Below are 19,226 nucleotides of genomic sequence, written 5' to 3'. Positions count from 1 at the left end.
CTATCCGTTCTATTCCGCCTTCGCCTCTTCGAGCAGACGGTGGCGCTTCTCGGCAATCGCGACCGTCAGCGCCATGGCAAAGGCCATACTGGCCGACAGCGAGCGGAAACCGGCATGGTCGGCCTCGACCAGCTCGAACCAGACCTTGGAGGATTCGGCGAGCGGTGAGAATGCCGAGTCGGTCAGCGACACGACGGGCACCTTTCGCTCGGCGAGCATCCGCGCCTGGGTGGCGCTTTCGGAGGCATAAGGGGAGAAGCTGACTGCAAAGGCGGCGTCGTTCTTGCCGGCCATCGCCAGCATGTCGTCGTCGATCCCGGCGGCGGTGCCGACCAGCTGATATTTCACCTTCAGCTTGCCGAAGGCGTAGGCCATGTAGCTGGAGATCGGATAGGAGCGGCGCTTGGCGATCAGATAGACCGTTTCCGCCTTGGCGAGGATATCGACCGCGCGCTCAAAGGCTTCCGGATCGACCGAGCTTGCGATGTTGTCGAGCGAGCGGTGGGCGGCGGCGACGAAGCCGTTGAAGATCGAGCCGCTCTCGAGTTTGCTGTGCTCGTTTTCGCTAAGCGCTTTCAGCCGGTCTTCGTAACCCGGCGTGCGTTCGCGCAGCCGGGCACGGAAAATCTGCTGCAGGCTGGAAAAACCCTCGAAGCCGAAATGCTGGGCAAAGCGCACCAGCGTCGACGGCTGGACGTCGGCCGAGGTGGCGATGCTTGCGGCGGTGCCGAAGGCGATCTCATCGGGATTGTCGAGCGAATAGGCGGCCACCTGCTTCAGCCGTTTTGGCAGCTGCGCCTTTCGCTCCAGAATGACCGCCTTCAGCGCTTCGAAATCCTGCGGGACCTCCGTCGTCGTTTCAGGCGTTGCCATTCTTGTCCGTCTCCAGTGTGACCTGTGTTCTCTTGTGACCTCACACTAATCGATTAGCGATGCCTGGCATAGAACAGGCGTTCCATTTTTTATCGCCTTTTCCATTTCGTCGTTCTCAGCCGATCTGCACCCATTCGTTGGTCTTTGCCGACTGGTAGGTGGCGGACAGGACCTTCTGGACTTCGTAGCCTTCGCGGAAATCGGTCGATGGCGATTTGCCCTTGGCGATCGCCTCCAGGAACTCGTTGACTTCGATCGCCTTCAGGTCGTTGAAGCCGATCTGGTGGCCGGGGGCGACGCAGAATGCGCCATAGGGCGGATGCTCCGGGCCGGCCCAGATGGTGCGGAAACCGCGGGTGCGGATATCGTCGCCGGTCTTGTAAAGGCGGATCTCGTTCAATCGTTCCTGGGTGAAGACGATGCTGCCCTTGGAGCCATAGATCTCGAAATCGTGCTGCATCTTGCGGCCGGTGGCGATCCAGTTCGCCTCGAAACTGCCGGTCGCGCCGTTCTCGAAACGAACGAAGGCGCGGGTGATGTCGTCGACCTCGACGGCGCGCATCTCGCTCGCGCCGGCAGAGATGGGGCGCTCAGGGATCTGGATGATGGTTTCGGCCAGCACCGATTGGATCGGCCCGACGAGGTGGCGCATCGAGGCAATGATGTGGCTGCCGATATCGGCAAGCGCTCCGCCGCCACTTGCCGGGTTCAGCCGCCAGCCCCACGGCACGGAGGCGTCCGCCATGAAGTCCTCGGCATGCACGCCACGCATCGAGCGGATCTCGCCAATCTCGCCGCTTTCGATGATGTCCTTGGCGAGAAAGATCAGAGGATTCTTCAGGTAGTTGAAGCCAACCTGGGTGACGACGCCGGCCTTCTCGGCGGCCGCGACCATTTCGGCGCAGTCGGCAACCGTCGGTGCCAGCGGCTTTTCGCAATAGACGTGTTTGCCATGGGCGATGGCTGCCAGCGCCATTTCCTTGTGCAGGAGGTTCGGCGTGGTGATGTCGATGATGTCGATGTCCGGGTCGGTCAACAGTTCGCGCCAGTCGGCCGTCGCCTTGCGAAAGCCGAGGCGTTGCCGGGCGTTTTCGGCGCTCTCGGCGGTCACATCGGCGACCGACACCAGATCGAGCTCGAACGGCAGGTCGAACACCCGCGCGGCGATGGTGAAGCCGAGCGCATGCGCCTTGCCCATGAAGCCGGTGCCAATCAGGCCGACGCCCAGTTTCTTCTTGCTGCTCATGCCATTCCTCCGGGGTCAGCGACCTGCGTTGCGGCCTAGAATGAAATGAAATGTGCAAGATTTGTCAATATGGAATATTTGTTCGAAAATGTCTTTGGCGCGATGGAGGGCGGGCGGCCCATGTTTCGATCGAAACAGCGCGACCTGGCCGCCAAAGATACGTTCGCCAGGGCCCGGAATGAATTTGTTAACGCATTTTTACCATGTTTCGTCGGAACATCCCCCATGGTTAACGAATCGCATCCGTAAGCGCGGGCGAAACCGGAGTGATGTCAGCATGTGCCGCTGGGCAGCCTATCGCGGGGAGCCGCTCTATCTCGAGGAACTGGTGACCTCTCCGGCGCACTCGCTGATCGAGCAGTCCCATTGCGCCACGCGGGCAAAGACGGCGACCAACGGCGACGGCTTCGGCATCGCCTGGTACGGCGACCACCCGGAGCCCGGCCGTTACCGTGACATTCTCCCCGCCTGGTCCGACTGCAATCTGAAGAGCATCGCCCGCCAGATCCGCTCGCCATTGTTCCTTGCCCATGTGCGGGCGTCGACCGGTGGCGGCACACGGCGCGACAACTGTCATCCCTTCGTCTTCGGTCGCTGGTCCTTCATGCACAACGGCCAGATCGGCGACTTCGAGCACCTGCGCCGACCGATGGAAAGCATGCTCGACAACGACCTCTATTCGGCGCGCACCGGCACAACCGATTCGGAGCTGTTGTTCCTGCTCGCCATGCAGTTCGGGCTCGATCATGATCCGCTCGGCGCGATCGCCGAGGCGCTCGCCTTCGTCGAACAGTTGGCATCGCACCTGGAGCGCCAGGTGCTGGTGCGCTTCACCGCCGCCTTTTCCGACGGCCACGATCTCTACGCGGTGCGTTACGCGTCCGACTGGAAGGCGCCGACGCTCTATGCGGCCCCCATGGGCCCGAGCGGCGGCTACTGCCTCGTCTCCGAGCCGCTCAACGACGACGACAGCGCCTGGGTCGAAATCCCTGATGGGACAGCCGTGATCGTCGGCGAAAACGGCGTCGACGTGCGGCTGTTTTCCACGCAGGGCGCGCCGGTGCGGAAGTATCGCTCGGCCTGAGTTTCTGCTTTTCCGTGTGTTGCGTGAACGCTACCGTGTAGCCGCGCGGCGCTGCCCCTCATCCCGCTGCCGCGATCTTCTCCCCGCAGGCGCGGAGAAGGGGCAATGCCGCACGCCCCCGTTCTTATCCGTTTGCTGCTACCGCTTCGCTTCCGCAGGGCACCTTCCCTCGCGCCGCCTGCGGGGAGAGGGTTAGGGTGAGGGGCTTTGGTTACTCGCTTCCGCCTGATCAGCCCCGCTCTTTTCGCTCCAGCTCAGCCGCAATCAATGCCGCGAGCTTTTCCGCCACCGCGTCCTTGTCCATATCGGGCCAGTCGTCGTTGCCGCCGGCGGAGATCAGCTTCACCCGGTTGCGGTCGCCGCCCATGATGCCGGTTGCCGGCGAGACGTCGTTGGCGAGGATATAGTCGGCGCCCTTGCGCTCGAGCTTGGAGCGGCCGTTGTCGGCAACATTTTCCGTCTCGGCGGCAAAACCGACGACCAGCTTCGGCCTGTTGGCATGGTGGCCGATCGTCTTGAGGATATCCGGGTTCTCCGCCAGCTCGAGCGGCGGCGGCGCTTCGCCGGGCTTCTTCTTGATCTTGTTGCCCGCAGCACTGGCCACCCGCCAGTCGGCGACGGCCGCCACCATCACCGCCACGTCGGCGGGAAGGGCGGCGAGCACCGCATCGCGCATTTCCTCGGCACGCTCGACACGGATCACTTTCGCCCCCAAGGGATCGGGAATGGTCACCGGACCGGAAACCAGCGTTACGTCGGCGCCAAGTCTGGCAAGGGCGGCGGCAATCGCATGGCCCTGTTTGCCCGACGAGCGGTTGGCGATGTAGCGCACCGGGTCGATCGGCTCATGTGTCGGCCCGGAGGTGACGATTGCTTTGCGACCGGCAAGCGGCTTTGCGCCACCCGAAAGCAGGGTCTCTGCGGCAGCGACGATCGCCAGCGGCTCGCTCATCCGGCCTTCACCGGTTTCTCCACTCTCCGCCATTTCGCCGGCTTCCGGGCCGATGAAGCGGATACCGTCGGCGCCAAGCGTCGCGCGGTTGCGCCGGGTGGCGGGATTGCCCCACATCTTCGGGTTCATCGCCGGCGCGACCAACACCGGACGATCGGTGGCCAGCAGGATGGTCGAGGCGAGATCGTCCGCATGGCCGTTCGCCATCTTCGCCATCAGGTCGGCGGTGGCGGGCGCGACGATGATGAGATCGCATTCGCGCGCCAGCCGGATATGGCCGACATCCTGCTCGTCCTCGCGTGAAAACAGGTCGAGATAGACATGCGAGGCCGAGAGCGCGCCCACGGCAAGCGGCGTGACGAACTGCTGTGCACCCGCCGTCATGACGGGGCGGACACTGGCGCCGCGCTCGCGCAGGCGCCGGATGAGATCCAGGCTCTTATAGGCCGCAATGCCGCCGGAGATGATCAGGAGAATGCGTTTACCCGACAGTGTCATCGCGTCCCGGCCTTTCAGCTGCCTTCTTCACCGGAGTTTTCTCCGGTCCAGCATGGTGTTCGACAGCATCCTTCCAGCAGGTTTGCCGATAAAGCATGCGGTTGGCGGCGACCCTACTTGAGCGTTTCATCGGGCGCAATGCACCGAGCCGGAACGTGGCGCACGCGCGCATTTCCGGCGTTATGTCGGGAGCGGCAACACCCAGGATCGCAAGCCTCAGCCGGACAGGCAAGCCGTCCGTGGTGGCGCCGGTTTGGCCTTGCGGAGCCGTCATCCAATCAGGCCGCGCTACCGCTTCGCCTGGCCGCCACCGTTCCGAGTGGCGATTATCCCTTGGTATCGGCCGACCGAAGGCGCATACTCGTTTTATCATCGGCCGATCGTGCGGGCGTCGATGACTGAGAGATCGTTGCGCTTTCGCCCCAGCCGAGGAGATCGCGGCATGTACCCGGTCGACGGATTTCGAGGGCGGCCAATTCTTCCGACAGAGTTCCCGATGATCGAGGATGTCTTTCGAGACGTCGTGCGGGTCCGCTATCCGGCACTTGGTCATGACGAGCTTGAGACGCTTCTGTCCCGACTTTCGGATTTGCATCGGATCGGTTCCGAAGATCGGTCGCGTTCCGTCCAATAGCCGCCCCGTTCTTCGCCAGCCGGCCGGACGATAAATTGCACGCAGGTGATCGCGTGGCCTGAGCCTTCATGGCTGACGGGCAGTCAGACACCAGGGAGAATGCCATGTTTCACACTCTTGCGTCGCACCTTCGTCGCTACGACTACACGCTGGCCGCCATCAAGGCATCCCTTGTGCTGGCCCTGTTGATGATTGCGCTGATGACGCTCAACGGTCTCGTCTGGTAGTTCCGTGCAATTGCTCCGGACTGCCGCCAATGACCAGTCCTGGGCACTTCACGGCATAACCGCCTTGAAGAAAACACGATCGGCGTTATGTTTATGGCGATAGAAATTTAGACAGGATACACGCATCGATGGATTTTCACCTGACAGCAAAACCCACTTCTTTTGCCATCAGGGAAACCCGTATCCATGCCTGTCTCTCTCTCACTCTCCCATCTCACCTGGTCCACGCCTGACGGCCGCAGCCTCTTTTCCGACCTGAACCTGACATTTGGCCCAGGCCGATCAGGTCTTGTCGGTCGCAATGGCGTCGGCAAGAGCACGCTTTTGAAGCTGATTGCCGGGACGCTCCAGCCGCAGGCCGGCACCGTCTCCGTCGATGGCAGCCTCGGCGTTCTGCGCCAGACGGTGCAGGTCGCCGAGCATGAAACCGTTGCCGATCTCTTCGGCATCGCCGATGCACTGGCACTTCTCGATCGCGCGGAAGAAGGCACAGCCAGCATCGACGAGTTGTCGACTGCCGACTGGACACTGGAAACGCGGCTGGAAACCGCGCTTGCTCGCCTTGGGCTTGAGGCGAAGGTCCGCACACCGCTGTCATCGTTTTCCGGCGGGCAGCTGACCCGCGCCAAGCTGGCGGCGCTGGTCTTTGCCGATCCCGATTTCATCCTGCTCGACGAACCCACCAACAATCTCGATCGCGCCGGCCGCGAGGCGGTGATCGAGCTGATGGCGAGTTGGCGCGGCGGCGCCGTCGTCGTCAGTCATGATCGCGAACTGCTGGAAAGGATGGACACGATCGTCGAGCTCACCTCTCTCGGCGCCACCAGCTATGGCGGCAACTGGAGCCTTTATCGCGAGCGCAAGGCGATCGAACTCGCCTCTGCCCGGCACGATCTTGCCGATGCCGAACGACGCCTTACCGAGGTCGACCGCAAGACGCAGGAGATCGCGGAACGCAAGGCCCGCAAGGACAGTGCCGGGCGCCGGAAGCGCGCCAAGGGCGACGAGCCGCTTCTGTTGCTGGATGCCCGGAAGGAGGGCAGCGAAAAAACCGGTGGCGACAATGCGCGCCTTGCCGAACGCCGGCGCGACCAGGCGCTCGGCGATCTTGCGACGGCCCGCGACCGCATCGAAATCCTGCAGCCGTTTTCCGTGCGGCTGCCTTCGACCGGACTGCCGCCCGGCCGCGTTGTCCTGCAGGTTGACGATGTCAGCGCAGGCTATGTCGCTAACCGTCCGGTCCTCGCAAACCTGTCGCTGACGATATCAGGGCCGGAGCGGGTGGCAATCATCGGCCGCAACGGTTCGGGCAAGACGACGTTTCTGTCGCTGATCACTGGCAAACTTGCTCCCTGGTCGGGGCAGGTGCAGGTGATGACGGACTTCGCCATGCTGGATCAACAGGTGAGCCTTCTCGACCCCGAGATGTCGATCCGCGACAACTTCCGCCGGCTCAATCCCGGGGCGGGTGAAAATGCCTGCCGTGCGGCGCTCGCGCGCTTCATGTTCCGCGCCGACGCGGCGCTGCAGCGCGTCTCAAGTCTCAGCGGCGGCCAGATGCTGCGGGCGGGGCTTGCCTGCGTGCTGGGTGGCGACAGCCCGCCGCCGCTCCTGATCCTCGACGAACCGACCAACCATCTCGACATCGATTCCATCGAGACGGTGGAGGCGGGGCTGCGGGCTTACGACGGCGCACTTATCGTCGTCAGCCACGACGAGGCGTTCCTGGAGGCGATCGGCATTACGCGTCGGGTCTATCTGTCCGGGACATCGGAGGGCCGCCGCACCGCTGCCCGCTAGAGGTGGACGGTCGGGGTTGGGCTACTGCGCCCACTTCACGTCGCCGGTGAAGGCGATCGTCAGCCAGCGGTCGCGCCCGGCTTCGCCAATTTCTTCGCCGATCTCGGCGCGGATCGCATCGAGGCTTGCAAGTCTATCCACCCGGGTATCGGCCGATCCGATCAGATAGATCTCGATCAGGCGGGCGCGCCCGACCTTGGCGACGTAGGTGCGATAATCGGCAAAGCCGTGGCGGCTTGCTGCGCCGCGCGCGGCCTCGCGCACCTTTTCGTCGAGTTCGGCCGGGGCAATCAGGAAGATTTCCTTCAGTGCGGCATAGACGGTTTTTAACGGCAGCGGGATCAGGCAAAGTGTCAGAACCACCAGGATCGCCGGGTCGGCATAGGGCGTCCAACTTTCGTAAGCTGTGCCTTTCAGCATCGCGGCGACGATGAAGGCAACGAGCAGGGCTGCAGTGATCGTGCCGGACATCGCCCAGGCGCGGATATCAAGCGCCAGGAATTCCGAGCCGATCGTACGGTTCGCCCGCCGCCCGTAGAAGAACATAACGACGCAGATGACGACGACCACGGCGGCATAGGCGATCGCCCAGTCGAAGGCGAGTTCGCGGCCGCCCGTCAGCAGCGAGTCGACTGCGTTGATCAGCGCATAGAAGGAGAGTGTGGCGAGCAGGCCGGCGTTTAACAGCAGTACCATCGGTTCGATGTGCCAGAAGCCCATCTGAAAGCGGCTGCTTTCCCGGGGGATCAGTCGCGTCACGCCAAGTGCCAGCAGCGTCATGGCGGCATCGACGGCGGAAAACACACCGTCAAACACGATCGACACCGATCCCGACAACAGGCCGAAGAGCACGCCTGTCGCACCGACGACGATGGTTGCAGCGATCGATCGCTTGAGGACGGTTTGTTCGGTGGCGGTGGTCATGATCTTGTATTCACTCCTGTTTCGACGCGGTGCATAGGCGGTGCCGGTGACGAAATGGTGACGATGATCACACAGAGAGCACGATGGTAGCGTTTGGCGCGGGCAAGCGAAAGCGACAGGAGCGCTCTCTTGCGGTCATGGTGTGAGGCATCCGTGGGCGACTGGAGGCCACGGAAGTCGGCAAGTCTGAAGGGGGACGTCGCCGCGGGCGTCAGGTAGTGCGAGCGGACCTTGCGTTACGCAAGCTGACCAAGACGCAGGAGATCCCCGCCCATGGCGGCGGCATCGACCGTGCCGGCACGCACCGCCTGCGGGCGCGGCGGCGGCATGGAGTGGCCGATCGCAAACACCAGCGCGCTTGCCGCCGAGAGCAGGGCGAACAGCAGGAACATGCCGGCGCCGCCGATAGAGCCAAGCGCCAGGCCGCCGATGAGCGGTCCGAGAAAATTCCCGACCGAAGACAGGGAATGAGCGCCGAAATAGGTGCCGCGATTGCTGGCATCGGAAATGCCGTCGACCAGTACATATTCCGACGGCACGACGAGGACTTCGCCGATGGTGAAGAGGATCATCGAGGCGATGAGCATTTCCATCCCGGACGAGGCTGCAAAGCCGATTTCACCCACGAGAAACAAGAGGCAGCCGAGTGACAGCGCCTTGAGCGCGCCGATCCGCTCGATGACGAAGCGGGCAGGCGTGCTGGCGACCAGTACCGTCGCGGCATTGGTCGAGACCAAGAGCGCGAACAGCGTGACGCCATCTTCGAAGCCGGTGTTGAGATATTGTGACAAGGTCACCGACCACTGACCGTGCACGGCCAGAAGCAGCGTGCCGCCGATGACGAAGAAGACCAGTCGGCGGTCGCGCAAGGCAGCAACAAGCCCGCGCCAGCCACCGGTCGCCTGTGATGTCGCCGCCGTTTCTGCCAAGGGCTCGTTGCGCGCTTCGGGCACGGTGAAGAACAGCACGAAGCCGAAGGCGGCGTGCATCAGGCCGGCAATGACGAACAGTGTCGCATAGGCAGCCCCGATCCAGACGCCGATCAGCGGCCCGACCGCCCAGCCAGCATTGATGGCAAGATAGCGCCAGGAAAACACCCGCAGGCGCAGATGGGCCGGGGCGGCATCGCTCATCAAGGCGCGCGAAACCGGCTCATAGACGGCCGCTGCGACGGAGGAGATGATATGGGCCAGCGCAAAGGCGGCGATCGATTGCGCCAGCCCGAGCCCGGCGAGCGCCAGTCCGGCCATGCAAAGTGCTGCGGTGAGCACACCCTTTCGGCCGATGCGGTCGGAAAGGGTGCCGGCAAAGGGGCTGACGATCGCGCCGATGAGCGGGCCGGCGCCGATCAAGGCGCCGATGCTTGCCGGGTTGAGGCCGAAATCCTTCTGCAGGCGGATCGCGAGGAAGGTCAGGCTCATGCCCTTGGCGATCGTCACCACGCCGGAGCCGGCGATGAGGAGCAGCGCAATGAGGCGACCTGCGCGTTCGGAATAGCTATTCATTGCAGACACCTGCGGGCTGGAAACCGCCGATGTTCGCAGCCGAACGCTGAGCGGTGGGACGGGATCTTGCTTCCGCGATTACACCCATCGCGTGTGCGCGGCAAGAGGATGGTTGTCGAGCATCCATCGCCCCTGCGAGGAGGCGATTGGTCCGCTTGTCGACCCGCTTTGCCAAGTTGGTCCGGTGCTGCGGCCCGATCGATGGTGGCCACTGGCCGCAGTCATGCGGCGGGCCGCGGAGCTCCGGTTCGGCCGAGGCGGTATCAGCCTCCTGTCAGCCCTTCTTTTGCCGTTGCTGCCATTCCGCATAGAGTCCTGGGTCAGCGGTATCGCCGACCGGCACGTGGCGGAAGCGCATGGACTGCTCGCCAAGAGGTTTTGCCAGTTCCGCATAGATTGCCGCAGTCGACAGACCGTAGGGCTCGGCATCGGCATTCGAGTGGGCGTAGGCGATCTCGGTGATGCCGGCCATGCGCATGGCGGCAAGGCACATCGGGCAGGGCTGGCCGCTGGCATAGATCGCAACGCCGTCAAGACGGGCAGAGCCGAGGCGCTTTGCTGCCAGCCGAAGGGCGTTCATCTCGGCATGCGATGTCGGGTCACCGGTCTCGAGCATTTGGTTGACGCCTTCGGCGATCACCTCGCCGTTGCGCACGGCCACCGCGCCGAAGGGGCGGCCACCTTTTTCGATGTTGCGACGAGCAAGGCCGACAGCCTCGCGGAGAAAGCGCTTTTCCTGGTCCATGTCTGCTCCTGAAGTCAGCGGGCGCCAGCGGCGACGAGCAGCTTTTCGATGTTGCCATAGCCGCGCTGGCGGGCATGGGTCAGCGGGCTGACGCCGTCGCCATCGGCAAGATTGACGTTGGCGCCCGCGTCGATCAGCAGCCGCACAATTTCCGTATGCTTTTCACCGCCGGTGCCAAGGATGACGGCTTCGATCAGTGCCGTCCAGCCGAGCCGGTTGACGTGATCGACATCGACGCCGGCCTTAATCAGCGTCTTGACGGTCTCGACGTAGCCGCGTTCGGCGGCGGGGATCAGCGCGGTGCCGCCGTAACGGTTGGTGCTTCTCAGGTCGGCGCCGTTCTCAAGCGTCAGTTTCAGGATTTCGAGATGGCCGCGCGCACCGGCATAGAGATAGGGGCTGTCCTGGATGTCGTCCTTCGCGTTGACATCCGCGCCGGCTTCGATGAGGGCGCGGGCCGCGTCGATGCGGTTTTCGTGCGTGGCGACGAGCAAGGCAGTCGCACCACTTGCATCACGCGCGTCGAGCGTCGCTCCGCGCTTGATCAATTCGCTGAGTTCGGCGGCATTGCCGGCTTGGGCAGCGGCAATCATTTCCTTTTCAAGCATGGCGGCTCCAGCAGTGACGGGAAGAAGGGTGGAGGCGAAGAAGGTCGCCCCGAGCAGCCACCCGGTCGATGGTGATTTCATGGTTGTCATTCCAGTCGTTTGGCCAGCCGTTTGGCCAGCCGTTTGGACAGTCGTTTGGACAGTCGTTTTGCCAGCCCTATGGCCAGTCGTGTCGTCAGTCGGGCAAACGTCGCCCGGCTGCAGATTTACTGCATAACCCCTGAAACTGGCATCAATTTGCGGTGAGGTTCATCCGGCGCGTCGTGGCGCTCGACCACCATGCCCGATGAAAAATGCAGCGATAGGGCATCGCAGCCAGCTGTTTGCGTTAGCCCGTTCGTGGCTCTTCAAGACGGGACAGTGCGACGGCGCGGCAACTCAGAGCATCGATCGGCTGAGACCGCCGTCGACAGGAAGCGCCACGCCGGTGACATAGGCCGCGGGCCGGCCCGCCAGAAATGCGGCGGCAGCGCCGAATTCCGCCGGTGTTCCATAGCGGCCGATCGGTATGTCCGCCTGGCTGCGGGCGGCAACAGTGGCGATATCGACACCCTCGCTCTCGGCGTCCATGCGGTCGAAGCTCAAGGTGCGGTCGGTCGCCAGCCGGCCCGGCAGCAGCATGTTGACGGTCACGCCATCGGCGGCGACCTCGCCGGCAAGCGTCTTCAGCCAGCCGGCAACGGCACTTCGAAGCGCGTTGGAGGCGGTCAGGCCCGCGATCGGTTCGCGGATGCTGGTCGAGGCGACGGCGATGATGCGGCCAAAACCGCGCTCCCGCATGCCGGGCAGGACGCGTCCGGTGATGCGCATGCCGGCGAGCACCATGGTCTCGAACTGCGTGCGCCAGAAATCCGGCTCGATCGCAGAGGCAAGCGATGGCGGCGGACCGCCGCCATTGAGGACGAGAATGTCGATGGCGCCGAAATCGGCGGCAAGCTGGTCGAGCAGCCCGTCGAGGCTCTCGGGTTTGGAAAGGTCGAGCGCAAAACCACGCGCGGTCGGGCTGATGTCAGCGGCGACCTTTTCGGCCGATGCCGCATCGCGGCCGGTCAGAGCCACGACAACGCCTTCGGCTGCGAGCGCTTCGGCAATGCCGCGTCCAAGCCCCTTGCTGCCGCCGAGCACCAGCGCCTTCTTGCCTTTGATGCCGAGGTCCATAGCTGTCTTCCTTCCCATGCGATTTGCGTTGCTGCTTTTGGAGCCCGGCGGCAACGCGGCGTCAATGGGGTAGGCGGGTGGGAGCCAGCAAATCGGATAGGGATGATGAAGTCCGGACGTCAAAAAGCCCGGCCGAAATCCGACCGGGCTCATTGCCCCCGCCCTTGCCATTAGCGGCAGACGCGGATGCGCTCGTAATAGACGTTGCCGTAAGGATCGTAGCGCCGGACCTTCTTGATGAAGCAGTAGGGCCGGTATTCGTAATAGTCGCCGCCGTAGTAGCCGTCGACATAACCAATCTGGCCGCTCCAGCCGTGGCCATAATGGCCGTTGCTGAAGCCGATCGTCACGCTGCCAGCCTGCGATGGCGCGGCGAAGGAAACGGCTGCCGTGATGGCGACGGCGGCTGCGATGATGATCTTGAGCATGATGTTCTCTCCTCCAGGGATCGGGATGAACTCCCTTCATTCATGTGAGGACGATCGCATGGGCTCAGAATATGCGCAGTTCCGAATGGAACATGGGTTGCTGGCGGCGGCAGAATGCAACGTGCTGCCGCTGCCAGCTCTCCGGCGCACCGTCCGGGGCCCGTCAGGCACGAATGCGCGCCATGGCGAGGACGTCGGCAAGCACCCCGTTGCGCAGCGCATAGGCTTTGTGCGTGCCCTCCGGCTCGAAGCCGGTCTTGCGGTAAAGCGCGATCGCCGCCTCGTTGTCGGTGAAGACGGTGAGTTCGATGCGGCTGATGCCGAGCCAGTTATCGGCTGCATCGATCAGGGATGTAAGTAGCGCCTTACCTATTCCTTCGCCGCGATGGTTGTCGTCGACGCTGATGCCCAGCATGGCGGAGTGATGCCTGCGTCCCTTATTACGGTGCAGGCCGGCCATGCCGACGATCCGGCCGTCGCGCTCGGCAACAATCGCCGTGTGGTCGTCGGGCAGGCCTTCCAGCCACTTGCGGGTCTGCTCCGACGTCGAATAGGGCAATCTCAGCGTGCCGGAGCGGATGCCCGGCTGGCTCATGAGCGCTGCGATCGCTTCCCAGTCGATGACGCGCGCCGCTCGGATCGTGAGGGTCGGGGAGGAGGTTCCTTCGGTCATTGCTTCCTCTGGCTTCAAGGTTCCGAGGAAACAGGACCACACCCTGCTCGCCTCGGCAGGGTTGGTCGGGGGACAGTTCGCTTAACGCAAATGGTCTCCCGCACACCCCAGGGCGTGCGTGCAAAGCACCATTGCGATCATCGAACGATTGTCCATGCCGCAACGATAGCAAGCGGCAATGGAATTGCAAGCCGGTCGGGCGACCCGCTTGCGGTTGTCGATCAGGCCACCTGATGTCGATCAGGTCACTTGCCAGGCGATATAGACAAGCGTGGCGGCGATCAGCCAGAGCGCGATCCGGCCGGAGCGCGTGTGGCGCGCCTCGGCCTTGCCGATCGCATGCGCCGTCTCCGCATCGAAACGCAGGCCATTTTCGCTCATGGCCATGATGTCGCTCGAGAATTTTTCCGTGCGCGCAGCGATTTCGGGGGCCGCCTCGGCCAGCCGAAGGGCGGCATGCAGGCCGTCGCGCAGGTCGGTGACGATGCGTTTGGGCCCGAGATTGTCGCGGATCCACTTGCCGACGACGGGCTCGGAAGCCTTCCACATGTTGAACCGGGGATTGAGCGTGCGCGCGACGCCTTCGACGACGACCATGGTCTTCTGCAGCATGACCAGCTCGGGCCGTGTCTGCATGTCGAAGAGTTCGGTCACCTCGAAGAGTAGCGTCAGCAGCTTCGCCATCGAGATGGTTTCGGCCGGCTGACCGTGTATCGGTTCGCCGATGGCGCGGATCGCCTGGGCGAAGCTGGCGGCATCGTGATGCGACGGCACGTAGCCAGCCTCGAAATGCACGTCGGCAACGCGCTGGTAATCGCGGGTGATGAAGCCGAACAGGATTTCGGCAAGGAAGCGGCGCTCTTTCTTGCCGAGGCGGCCAACGATGCCCATGTCGACGGCGACGATATGGCCGGCGTCGTCGACGAACAGGTTGCCCTGGTGCATGTCGGCATGGAAGAAGCCGTCGCGCAGCGTGTGCCGCAGGAACGACTGGATCAACGTATCGGCCAGCGCATTGAGGTCGTGGCCTGATGCCTTCAGCCCATCGACATCCGACATCTTGATGCCGTCGATCCACTCCATGGTGACGACGTCGCGGCCGGTGCGTTCCCAGTCGACCTTCGGCACGCGAAAGCCGGAATCGTCCTTGGTGTTCTCGCCGAGCTCGGAAAGGGCGGCGGCTTCCAGCCGAAGATCCATCTCGATCTTGGTCGTCTGCTCGATCGTCTTGGTGACCTCGACCGGCTTCAGCCGCCGGGTATAGGGCAGGAAGCGTTCCTGCATGTGGCTGACGAGATACATCGCCTCGATGTCGGAGGCAAAGCGCTGCCGGATGCCGGGGCGGATGACCTTGACGGCAACCTTGTCCGGCTTGCCATCACGCATCACGATCGCCGGGTGAACCTGGGCGATCGAGGCGGCGGCCATCGGCTCTGAGAATTCCGCGTAGAGGTCATCGACCTTGCGGCCGAGAGAACCTTCGATCGCGGCTTTCGCCTCGCCTTGCGGGAAGGTTGCCATCTTGTCCTGCAACAGCGACAGGTCGGCGGCAAATTCGGCACCAACGACGTCGGGACGTGTCGCCAGGAACTGGCCGATCTTTACATAGGACGGGCCGAGGCGGGCAACGGCGCGCGACAGCCGGTCGCTGCGCTCCTCGCCGGGGACCTTGCGGCGGGCAAGAAGTCCGGCCACCTTCTGGCCGAAACGGGCAAAGGGCGGCAAGTGTTCCGAAGGCACCGCCGAGACGACGCCTTCGCGCACGAGAACCCAGCCGATCCGCGCGAGGCGAACATATGCTCCTGCTGTGCTCATAAGATCAGATTTTCCAGCCGGAATGCAGCGCTGCGATGCCGCCGGTGTAGTTGGTGAAGGAGACACGGGAGAAACCCGCCTCCTTGATCATGGCGGCAAAATCGCGCTGGTTCGGGAACTTGCGGATCGATTCCACCAGATACTGGTAGGGCGCTTCGTCGCCGGTGATCAGCTTGCCGAACTTCGGGATCGCGTTGAACGACCAGGCATCGTAGAACCGGTCGAGAAGCGGCATCTCCACTTCGGAGAATTCGAGCACCAGCAGGCGGCCGCCGCGCTTCAGCACGCGATAGGCTTCCTTCAGCGCCACATCGATGCGCGGCACGTTGCGGATGCCGAAGGCGATCGTGTAGGCGTCGAAGGAATTCGCCTCGAACGGCAGTTCCTCGGCATTGGCCTCGACGAAATCGAGATTGGCCGAAAGCTTCTTCTTTTCCGCCCGCTCTGCGCCGACGGCGAGCATCGAGCCGTTGATGTCGAGGACCGTCGAATGCGCCTTGCGGTCGGAGGCTTCGATGATGCGGAAGGCGATATCGCCGGTACCGCCGGCAACGTCGAGCGTTCTGTAGCCTTCGCGGCGCGGCGGGTTGAGGGCTGCGATCATCGCATCCTTCCAGGCGCGGTGCAGTCCGGCCGACATCACGTCGTTCATGATGTCGTAGCGCTTGGCCACCTTATGGAAGACGTCGTTGACGAGCGGCTGCTTTTCGCCCGTGCCGACGCTGCGGAAACCGAAGGAGGTTTCCATGCCGCCATTGGCCGATACCCGCTGATCCGTCATACGAAGAACTCCACCTGAACCAATTTTGCCGGCACCATAGCGAAATCGCCCGGCCCGCGCTATCTCGGGGGCGGGGCCATGGCTGCGGCATAGCGCACCCCTATAGGATAAGTGGCCCGCCAAGGAAATGCCAACCGCCGGGCTTATGGTGGTTAAGAAACAAGGAGAAGACGCATGCCGGAACTGCCGGAGGTCGAAACGGTAAAACGGGGCCTGGCCCCGACCATGGAAGGCGCGCTGCTCGTCAACGCCGAACTGCGCCGGCCCGATCTTCGTTTTCCCTTCCCGGTCGATTTCTCCTCGATTGTCGGCGGCCAGCGCATCGTCTCGCTGTCGCGTCGGGCAAAGTACCTGATGATCGATCTGGAGGCCGGCGACGTCATCATCGCCCATCTCGGCATGTCGGGCTCGTTCCGCATCGAGCAGGGTCGAGTGCCGGAAACGCCGGGCGAGTTTCACCATCCGCGCAGCAAGGACGAGAAGCACGATCACGTGATTTTCCATCTTGAAGGTTCAGCCGGCCCGGCCCGCGTCATCTATAACGACCCGCGCCGTTTCGGTTTCATGGACCTCGCCCGCCGGGAGACGGTCTCGGCCCATGCCTTTCTCCGCGAACTCGGGGAGGAACCGACCGGCAACGCGCTCGATGCCGCTTATCTGGCGGCACGCTTTGCCGGCAAGGCGCAGCCGCTGAAGGCTGCCCTGCTCGACCAGAAGAACATTGCCGGTCTCGGTAACATCTATGTGTGCGAGGCGCTCTGGCGCTCCGGCCTGTCGCCGCTGAAGCCGGCGGGTGCGCTCGTCGACAAGAGCGGCGGGGCCGGGCCGGCGTTGCAGGGCCTGACCGTTGCCATTCGCGAGGTCATTGCCGACGCCATCGCTGCCGGCGGATCGTCGCTGAAAGATCATATTCAGGCCGACGGGTCGCTCGGCTATTTCCAGCACTCCTTTTCGGTCTACGACCGTGAAGGCGAGGCTTGCCGCACGCCGGGTTGCGGCGGTACGGTCGCCCGCATCGTGCAGGCGGGGCGCTCGACGTTCCATTGCCCGCGCTGCCAGAAATGAACATGTGGGGTCCGGCCGGGCCCTGCCGCTGACACGAATTCGGAGGAGACGAGAATGAGTTACGAGACGCTGCTGGTCGAGACGCGCGGACGCGTGGGCCTAGTCACGCTCAATCGCCCGCAGGCGCTGAATGCACTGAACTCGACCGTCATGCGCGAGCTCGCCGCGGCGCTGAAGGCATTCGATGCCGACAAGGGGATCGGCGCCGTCGTCCTCACCGGTTCGGAGAAGGCCTTTGCCGCCGGCGCCGATATCAAGGAGATGCAGACGCTCGACTTCGTCGACAGCTATCTCGGCGACTTCATCGGCGGCTGGGACCAGGTGGCCGCCGCCCGCAAGCCGGTCATCGCTGCCGTGTCTGGCTATGCGCTTGGCGGCGGCTGCGAGCTCGCCATGATGTGCGATTTCATCATTGCCTCCGAGACCGCAAAATTCGGTCAGCCGGAAATCACGCTCGGTGTCATCCCGGGCATGGGCGGGTCGCAGCGTCTTACCCGTGCTGTCGGCAAGGCCAAGGCGATGGATCTGGTCCTGACCGGACGGATGATGGATGCGACCGAGGCGGAACGGGCAGGACTCGTATCGCGTGTGGTGGCGCCGGAGAAATTGCTGGAGGAGGCGCTCGCCGCTGCCGAGAAGATCGCGTCATTTTCCCTGCCGGCGGTGATGATGGCCAAGGAGGCCGTCAGCCGTTCGCTGGAGGTCACGTTGGCTGAAGGCCTGCGGTTCGAGCGTCGGCTTTTCCATTCGCTGTTTGCGACGGAAGACCAGAAGGAAGGCATGGCCGCCTTCGCCGCCAAGCGCAAGGCGGAGTTCAAACACAGGTAGATCAGGGGCCGACGCGCAGTTTTCTCCAAATTGCGCGTTGACGGGGCGGCTGTTTCTCGTTATATGCCGCCCTCAGTTTGGAACGCCAAATCTGGGCTTTCCGATAATGCTCCCGAATTGCTTTGATGACAGGTCGCAGTGACCCGGCACGGCGAGGGCGGAGTTCATGTCAGTTTTCGAAGAGAGGCATCAATGGCCAATACAACTTCGGCGAAAAAGGCGACCCGCAAGATCGCACGCCGCACTGCAGTGAACAAAGCCCGTCGCTCGCGCGTCCGCAACTTCGTCCGCAAGGTCGAAGAAGCGATCGCAACCGGCGATCAGGCCGTCGCGGCCGCCGCTCTGAAGGCCGCTCAGCCCGAGCTGATGCGCGCTGCCACCAAGGGTGTGCTGCATTCCAACACCGCTTCGCGTAAGGTTTCGCGCCTTGCACAGCGCGTGAAGGCGCTTTCGGCCTAATCCGGCTAATAAAAATCTGTTAATTGAGAGCCCGGCCCTTGCGCCGGGCTTTCTCGATTCATACATCTGTCACAGCGATGGTTAACCTGCACGACCTTTCTCGTGTCAATGCGATGACAGAATTTCTGTAGTTATTTCAGAGACTTATGAGAGGTCCTTGGCAAAAGGGTGTCTCTGGCTGGGGGGCTTCCTGGCCCATGATGAGTCAAGCGAATTTTTATTTTTTTTCTTTTTCGCCAGCTAATCAAAGAGCTGAAAATCAAAACCCTTGATTCAAAAGCGATTCTTCCCGGACTCGGATTGCGGCAAGCAAATGGCGGGATGAGAGTCAACGGGCAGCGCTTAAGGTTGCGTAAAAATCGCGATTGATCTTGCCCATCGATCCTGCCTAAATGCCCTCCACAGGGGACACAGACCATATCTGTAAAAGGAAGTACGGGGGCCATTTCAACGAGATGGTTTCAGGCTTTCTGTTCGCTGTATCAGGGCGGCTCCACGTCGTTCAATCAGACATGTCGAGGACGAAAAACCGGATGGTCCAACCATTCCGGACGAGGACCTTTCGACTTCTGGTTGCCGGTGGCGCCGCGCCTCAAAGTCAGGTGCAAGCGGTGCCTGACGCGAGGCAGAATCCAGCGCTCGGCTGTCCGCTTCGTACGAGGGTGCGAGACAGTTGTTGACGAGGAGGAGGATCCGGCACGGTCCAGAGCGGACCGGGGGATTTGTTGACATCGAGGCGCGAGGGGACATCAGCCGGCCGATAAGGTCTGGCAGGTGCGCGTAGCGCGCAGCCGGTCGGGAGATGAGGAGCCCGGTTGGACTGCGACTGTGACGTTCGGTGAAGCGGCATGACCTCGATTGAGGAAGCCGTGGGTGCCGGACATAAGAGATGGGGCCGGCAGAGATGACGGCGTCTGAACATA

The 19,226-nt window shown here is 63.1% G+C and carries 18 protein-coding genes; 6 read left to right on the top strand and 12 right to left on the bottom strand.

The features are described 5' to 3' along the window. Window positions 1-9: 9 nt before the first annotated feature. Together BLJAPNOD_RS01370 and BLJAPNOD_RS01365 are read right to left on the bottom strand one after the other, a co-directional pair. Entirely contained in the window at window positions 10-873 is an 864-nt protein-coding gene (locus BLJAPNOD_RS01370; RefSeq protein ID WP_077503034.1) for a MurR/RpiR family transcriptional regulator, read from the bottom strand. 115 nt (window positions 874-988) lie between these two features. Continuing rightward, a complete protein-coding gene (locus BLJAPNOD_RS01365) occupies window positions 989-2,119 on the bottom strand; it encodes a Gfo/Idh/MocA family oxidoreductase (protein ID WP_077503033.1) in 1,131 nt (376 codons plus the stop codon). Window positions 2,120-2,396: 277 nt separating this feature from the next. On the opposite strand from BLJAPNOD_RS01365, the gene BLJAPNOD_RS01355 reads away from it, so the two are divergent. Next, window positions 2,397-3,203 carry a class II glutamine amidotransferase gene (locus BLJAPNOD_RS01355; protein ID WP_077503032.1) on the top strand — a complete coding sequence of 269 codons (807 nt, stop codon included), beginning with the start codon at window positions 2,397-2,399 and terminating at the stop codon, window positions 3,201-3,203. A 229-nt stretch (window positions 3,204-3,432) separates the two neighbouring features. Here BLJAPNOD_RS01355 and coaBC read toward each other — a convergent pair whose 3' ends face one another. Further along, window positions 3,433-4,653 (bottom strand): bifunctional phosphopantothenoylcysteine decarboxylase/phosphopantothenate--cysteine ligase CoaBC, encoded by a 1,221-nt coding sequence (gene coaBC / locus BLJAPNOD_RS01345; protein ID WP_115418654.1) that lies wholly within the window; start codon window positions 4,651-4,653, stop codon window positions 3,433-3,435. Window positions 4,654-5,391: 738 nt separating this feature from the next. Between coaBC and BLJAPNOD_RS36345 the strand changes: the two genes are divergently transcribed. Both BLJAPNOD_RS36345 and BLJAPNOD_RS01330 read left to right on the top strand, forming a co-directional pair. Further along, window positions 5,392-5,514, top strand: coding sequence for a hypothetical protein (locus BLJAPNOD_RS36345; RefSeq protein ID WP_256372303.1), 123 nt, complete (start codon window positions 5,392-5,394; stop codon window positions 5,512-5,514). Between the two features lie 186 nt (window positions 5,515-5,700). Continuing rightward, on the top strand, window positions 5,701-7,314 hold the full coding sequence (locus tag BLJAPNOD_RS01330; RefSeq protein WP_115418652.1) for an ABC-F family ATP-binding cassette domain-containing protein: 1,614 nt from the start codon (window positions 5,701-5,703) through the stop codon (window positions 7,312-7,314). A 21-nt stretch (window positions 7,315-7,335) separates the two neighbouring features. Here BLJAPNOD_RS01330 and BLJAPNOD_RS01325 read toward each other — a convergent pair whose 3' ends face one another. From BLJAPNOD_RS01325 to ubiE, 9 genes are all read right to left on the bottom strand, one after another. Further along, window positions 7,336-8,238 carry a cation transporter gene (locus tag BLJAPNOD_RS01325; protein ID WP_115418651.1) on the bottom strand — a complete coding sequence of 301 codons (903 nt, stop codon included), beginning with the start codon at window positions 8,236-8,238 and terminating at the stop codon, window positions 7,336-7,338. Window positions 8,239-8,474: 236 nt separating this feature from the next. Beyond that, the gene (locus BLJAPNOD_RS01320; RefSeq protein ID WP_115418650.1) at window positions 8,475-9,743 is read right to left on the bottom strand and encodes an MFS transporter; all 1,269 of its coding nucleotides are present in this window, start codon (window positions 9,741-9,743) and stop codon (window positions 8,475-8,477) included. 274 nt (window positions 9,744-10,017) lie between these two features. After that, window positions 10,018-10,488 (bottom strand): nucleoside deaminase, encoded by a 471-nt coding sequence (locus tag BLJAPNOD_RS01315; protein WP_115418649.1) that lies wholly within the window; start codon window positions 10,486-10,488, stop codon window positions 10,018-10,020. Window positions 10,489-10,502: 14 nt separating this feature from the next. Next, window positions 10,503-11,096 carry an ankyrin repeat domain-containing protein gene (locus BLJAPNOD_RS01310; protein WP_115421084.1) on the bottom strand — a complete coding sequence of 198 codons (594 nt, stop codon included), beginning with the start codon at window positions 11,094-11,096 and terminating at the stop codon, window positions 10,503-10,505. 378 nt (window positions 11,097-11,474) lie between these two features. Continuing rightward, window positions 11,475-12,254 carry an SDR family oxidoreductase gene (locus BLJAPNOD_RS01305; RefSeq protein ID WP_115418648.1) on the bottom strand — a complete coding sequence of 260 codons (780 nt, stop codon included), beginning with the start codon at window positions 12,252-12,254 and terminating at the stop codon, window positions 11,475-11,477. Between the two features lie 170 nt (window positions 12,255-12,424). Beyond that, window positions 12,425-12,682, bottom strand: coding sequence for a hypothetical protein (locus BLJAPNOD_RS01300; protein WP_115418647.1), 258 nt, complete (start codon window positions 12,680-12,682; stop codon window positions 12,425-12,427). A 163-nt stretch (window positions 12,683-12,845) separates the two neighbouring features. Continuing rightward, a complete protein-coding gene (locus BLJAPNOD_RS01295) occupies window positions 12,846-13,355 on the bottom strand; it encodes a GNAT family N-acetyltransferase (protein WP_115418646.1) in 510 nt (169 codons plus the stop codon). A 240-nt stretch (window positions 13,356-13,595) separates the two neighbouring features. Then, window positions 13,596-15,170: a 2-polyprenylphenol 6-hydroxylase gene (gene ubiB, locus BLJAPNOD_RS01290; protein WP_115418645.1), complete on the bottom strand. Its 1,575-nt coding sequence runs from the start codon at window positions 15,168-15,170 to the stop codon at window positions 13,596-13,598. Window positions 15,171-15,174: 4 nt separating this feature from the next. Beyond that, complete coding sequence (gene ubiE / locus BLJAPNOD_RS01285; protein WP_115418644.1) at window positions 15,175-15,951, bottom strand: bifunctional demethylmenaquinone methyltransferase/2-methoxy-6-polyprenyl-1,4-benzoquinol methylase UbiE; 777 nt, start codon at window positions 15,949-15,951, stop codon at window positions 15,175-15,177. Between the two features lie 174 nt (window positions 15,952-16,125). On the opposite strand from ubiE, the gene mutM reads away from it, so the two are divergent. The 3 genes from mutM to rpsT all read left to right on the top strand — a co-directional run bounded on the left by mutM (window position 16,126) and on the right by rpsT (window position 18,303). Continuing rightward, the gene (gene mutM / locus BLJAPNOD_RS01280) at window positions 16,126-17,016 is read left to right on the top strand and encodes a bifunctional DNA-formamidopyrimidine glycosylase/DNA-(apurinic or apyrimidinic site) lyase (RefSeq protein ID WP_115418643.1); all 891 of its coding nucleotides are present in this window, start codon (window positions 16,126-16,128) and stop codon (window positions 17,014-17,016) included. A 54-nt stretch (window positions 17,017-17,070) separates the two neighbouring features. Beyond that, window positions 17,071-17,844 carry an enoyl-CoA hydratase gene (locus tag BLJAPNOD_RS01275; protein ID WP_077503018.1) on the top strand — a complete coding sequence of 258 codons (774 nt, stop codon included), beginning with the start codon at window positions 17,071-17,073 and terminating at the stop codon, window positions 17,842-17,844. 192 nt (window positions 17,845-18,036) lie between these two features. Next, window positions 18,037-18,303 carry a 30S ribosomal protein S20 gene (gene rpsT, locus BLJAPNOD_RS01270; RefSeq protein WP_053248916.1) on the top strand — a complete coding sequence of 89 codons (267 nt, stop codon included), beginning with the start codon at window positions 18,037-18,039 and terminating at the stop codon, window positions 18,301-18,303. The last annotated feature ends 923 nt before the right edge of the window (window positions 18,304-19,226 follow it).

The organism is Ensifer sp. M14 (assembly GCF_003355565.1).
Taxonomy (GTDB): domain Bacteria; phylum Pseudomonadota; class Alphaproteobacteria; order Rhizobiales; family Rhizobiaceae; genus Ensifer.
Note: the sequence above shows the minus strand (reverse complement) of the source record. Positions and strands in the feature narration are given on the sequence as shown.

Coding starts and splice junctions, on each gene's coding strand:
- BLJAPNOD_RS01370 (WP_077503034.1), bottom strand. CDS start 873: ATGGCAACGCCTGAAACGACGACGGAGGTCCCGCAGGATTTCGAAGCG.
- BLJAPNOD_RS01365 (WP_077503033.1), bottom strand. CDS start 2,119: ATGAGCAGCAAGAAGAAACTGGGCGTCGGCCTGATTGGCACCGGCTTC.
- BLJAPNOD_RS01355 (WP_077503032.1), top strand. CDS start 2,397: ATGTGCCGCTGGGCAGCCTATCGCGGGGAGCCGCTCTATCTCGAGGAA.
- coaBC (WP_115418654.1), bottom strand. CDS start 4,653: ATGACACTGTCGGGTAAACGCATTCTCCTGATCATCTCCGGCGGCATT.
- BLJAPNOD_RS36345 (WP_256372303.1), top strand. CDS start 5,392: ATGTTTCACACTCTTGCGTCGCACCTTCGTCGCTACGACTACACGCTG.
- BLJAPNOD_RS01330 (WP_115418652.1), top strand. CDS start 5,701: ATGCCTGTCTCTCTCTCACTCTCCCATCTCACCTGGTCCACGCCTGAC.
- BLJAPNOD_RS01325 (WP_115418651.1), bottom strand. CDS start 8,238: ATGACCACCGCCACCGAACAAACCGTCCTCAAGCGATCGATCGCTGCA.
- BLJAPNOD_RS01320 (WP_115418650.1), bottom strand. CDS start 9,743: ATGAATAGCTATTCCGAACGCGCAGGTCGCCTCATTGCGCTGCTCCTC.
- BLJAPNOD_RS01315 (WP_115418649.1), bottom strand. CDS start 10,488: ATGGACCAGGAAAAGCGCTTTCTCCGCGAGGCTGTCGGCCTTGCTCGT.
- BLJAPNOD_RS01310 (WP_115421084.1), bottom strand. CDS start 11,096: ATGCTTGAAAAGGAAATGATTGCCGCTGCCCAAGCCGGCAATGCCGCC.
- BLJAPNOD_RS01305 (WP_115418648.1), bottom strand. CDS start 12,254: ATGGACCTCGGCATCAAAGGCAAGAAGGCGCTGGTGCTCGGCGGCAGC.
- BLJAPNOD_RS01300 (WP_115418647.1), bottom strand. CDS start 12,682: ATGCTCAAGATCATCATCGCAGCCGCCGTCGCCATCACGGCAGCCGTT.
- BLJAPNOD_RS01295 (WP_115418646.1), bottom strand. CDS start 13,355: ATGACCGAAGGAACCTCCTCCCCGACCCTCACGATCCGAGCGGCGCGC.
- ubiB (WP_115418645.1), bottom strand. CDS start 15,170: ATGAGCACAGCAGGAGCATATGTTCGCCTCGCGCGGATCGGCTGGGTT.
- ubiE (WP_115418644.1), bottom strand. CDS start 15,951: ATGACGGATCAGCGGGTATCGGCCAATGGCGGCATGGAAACCTCCTTC.
- mutM (WP_115418643.1), top strand. CDS start 16,126: ATGCCGGAACTGCCGGAGGTCGAAACGGTAAAACGGGGCCTGGCCCCG.
- BLJAPNOD_RS01275 (WP_077503018.1), top strand. CDS start 17,071: ATGAGTTACGAGACGCTGCTGGTCGAGACGCGCGGACGCGTGGGCCTA.
- rpsT (WP_053248916.1), top strand. CDS start 18,037: ATGGCCAATACAACTTCGGCGAAAAAGGCGACCCGCAAGATCGCACGC.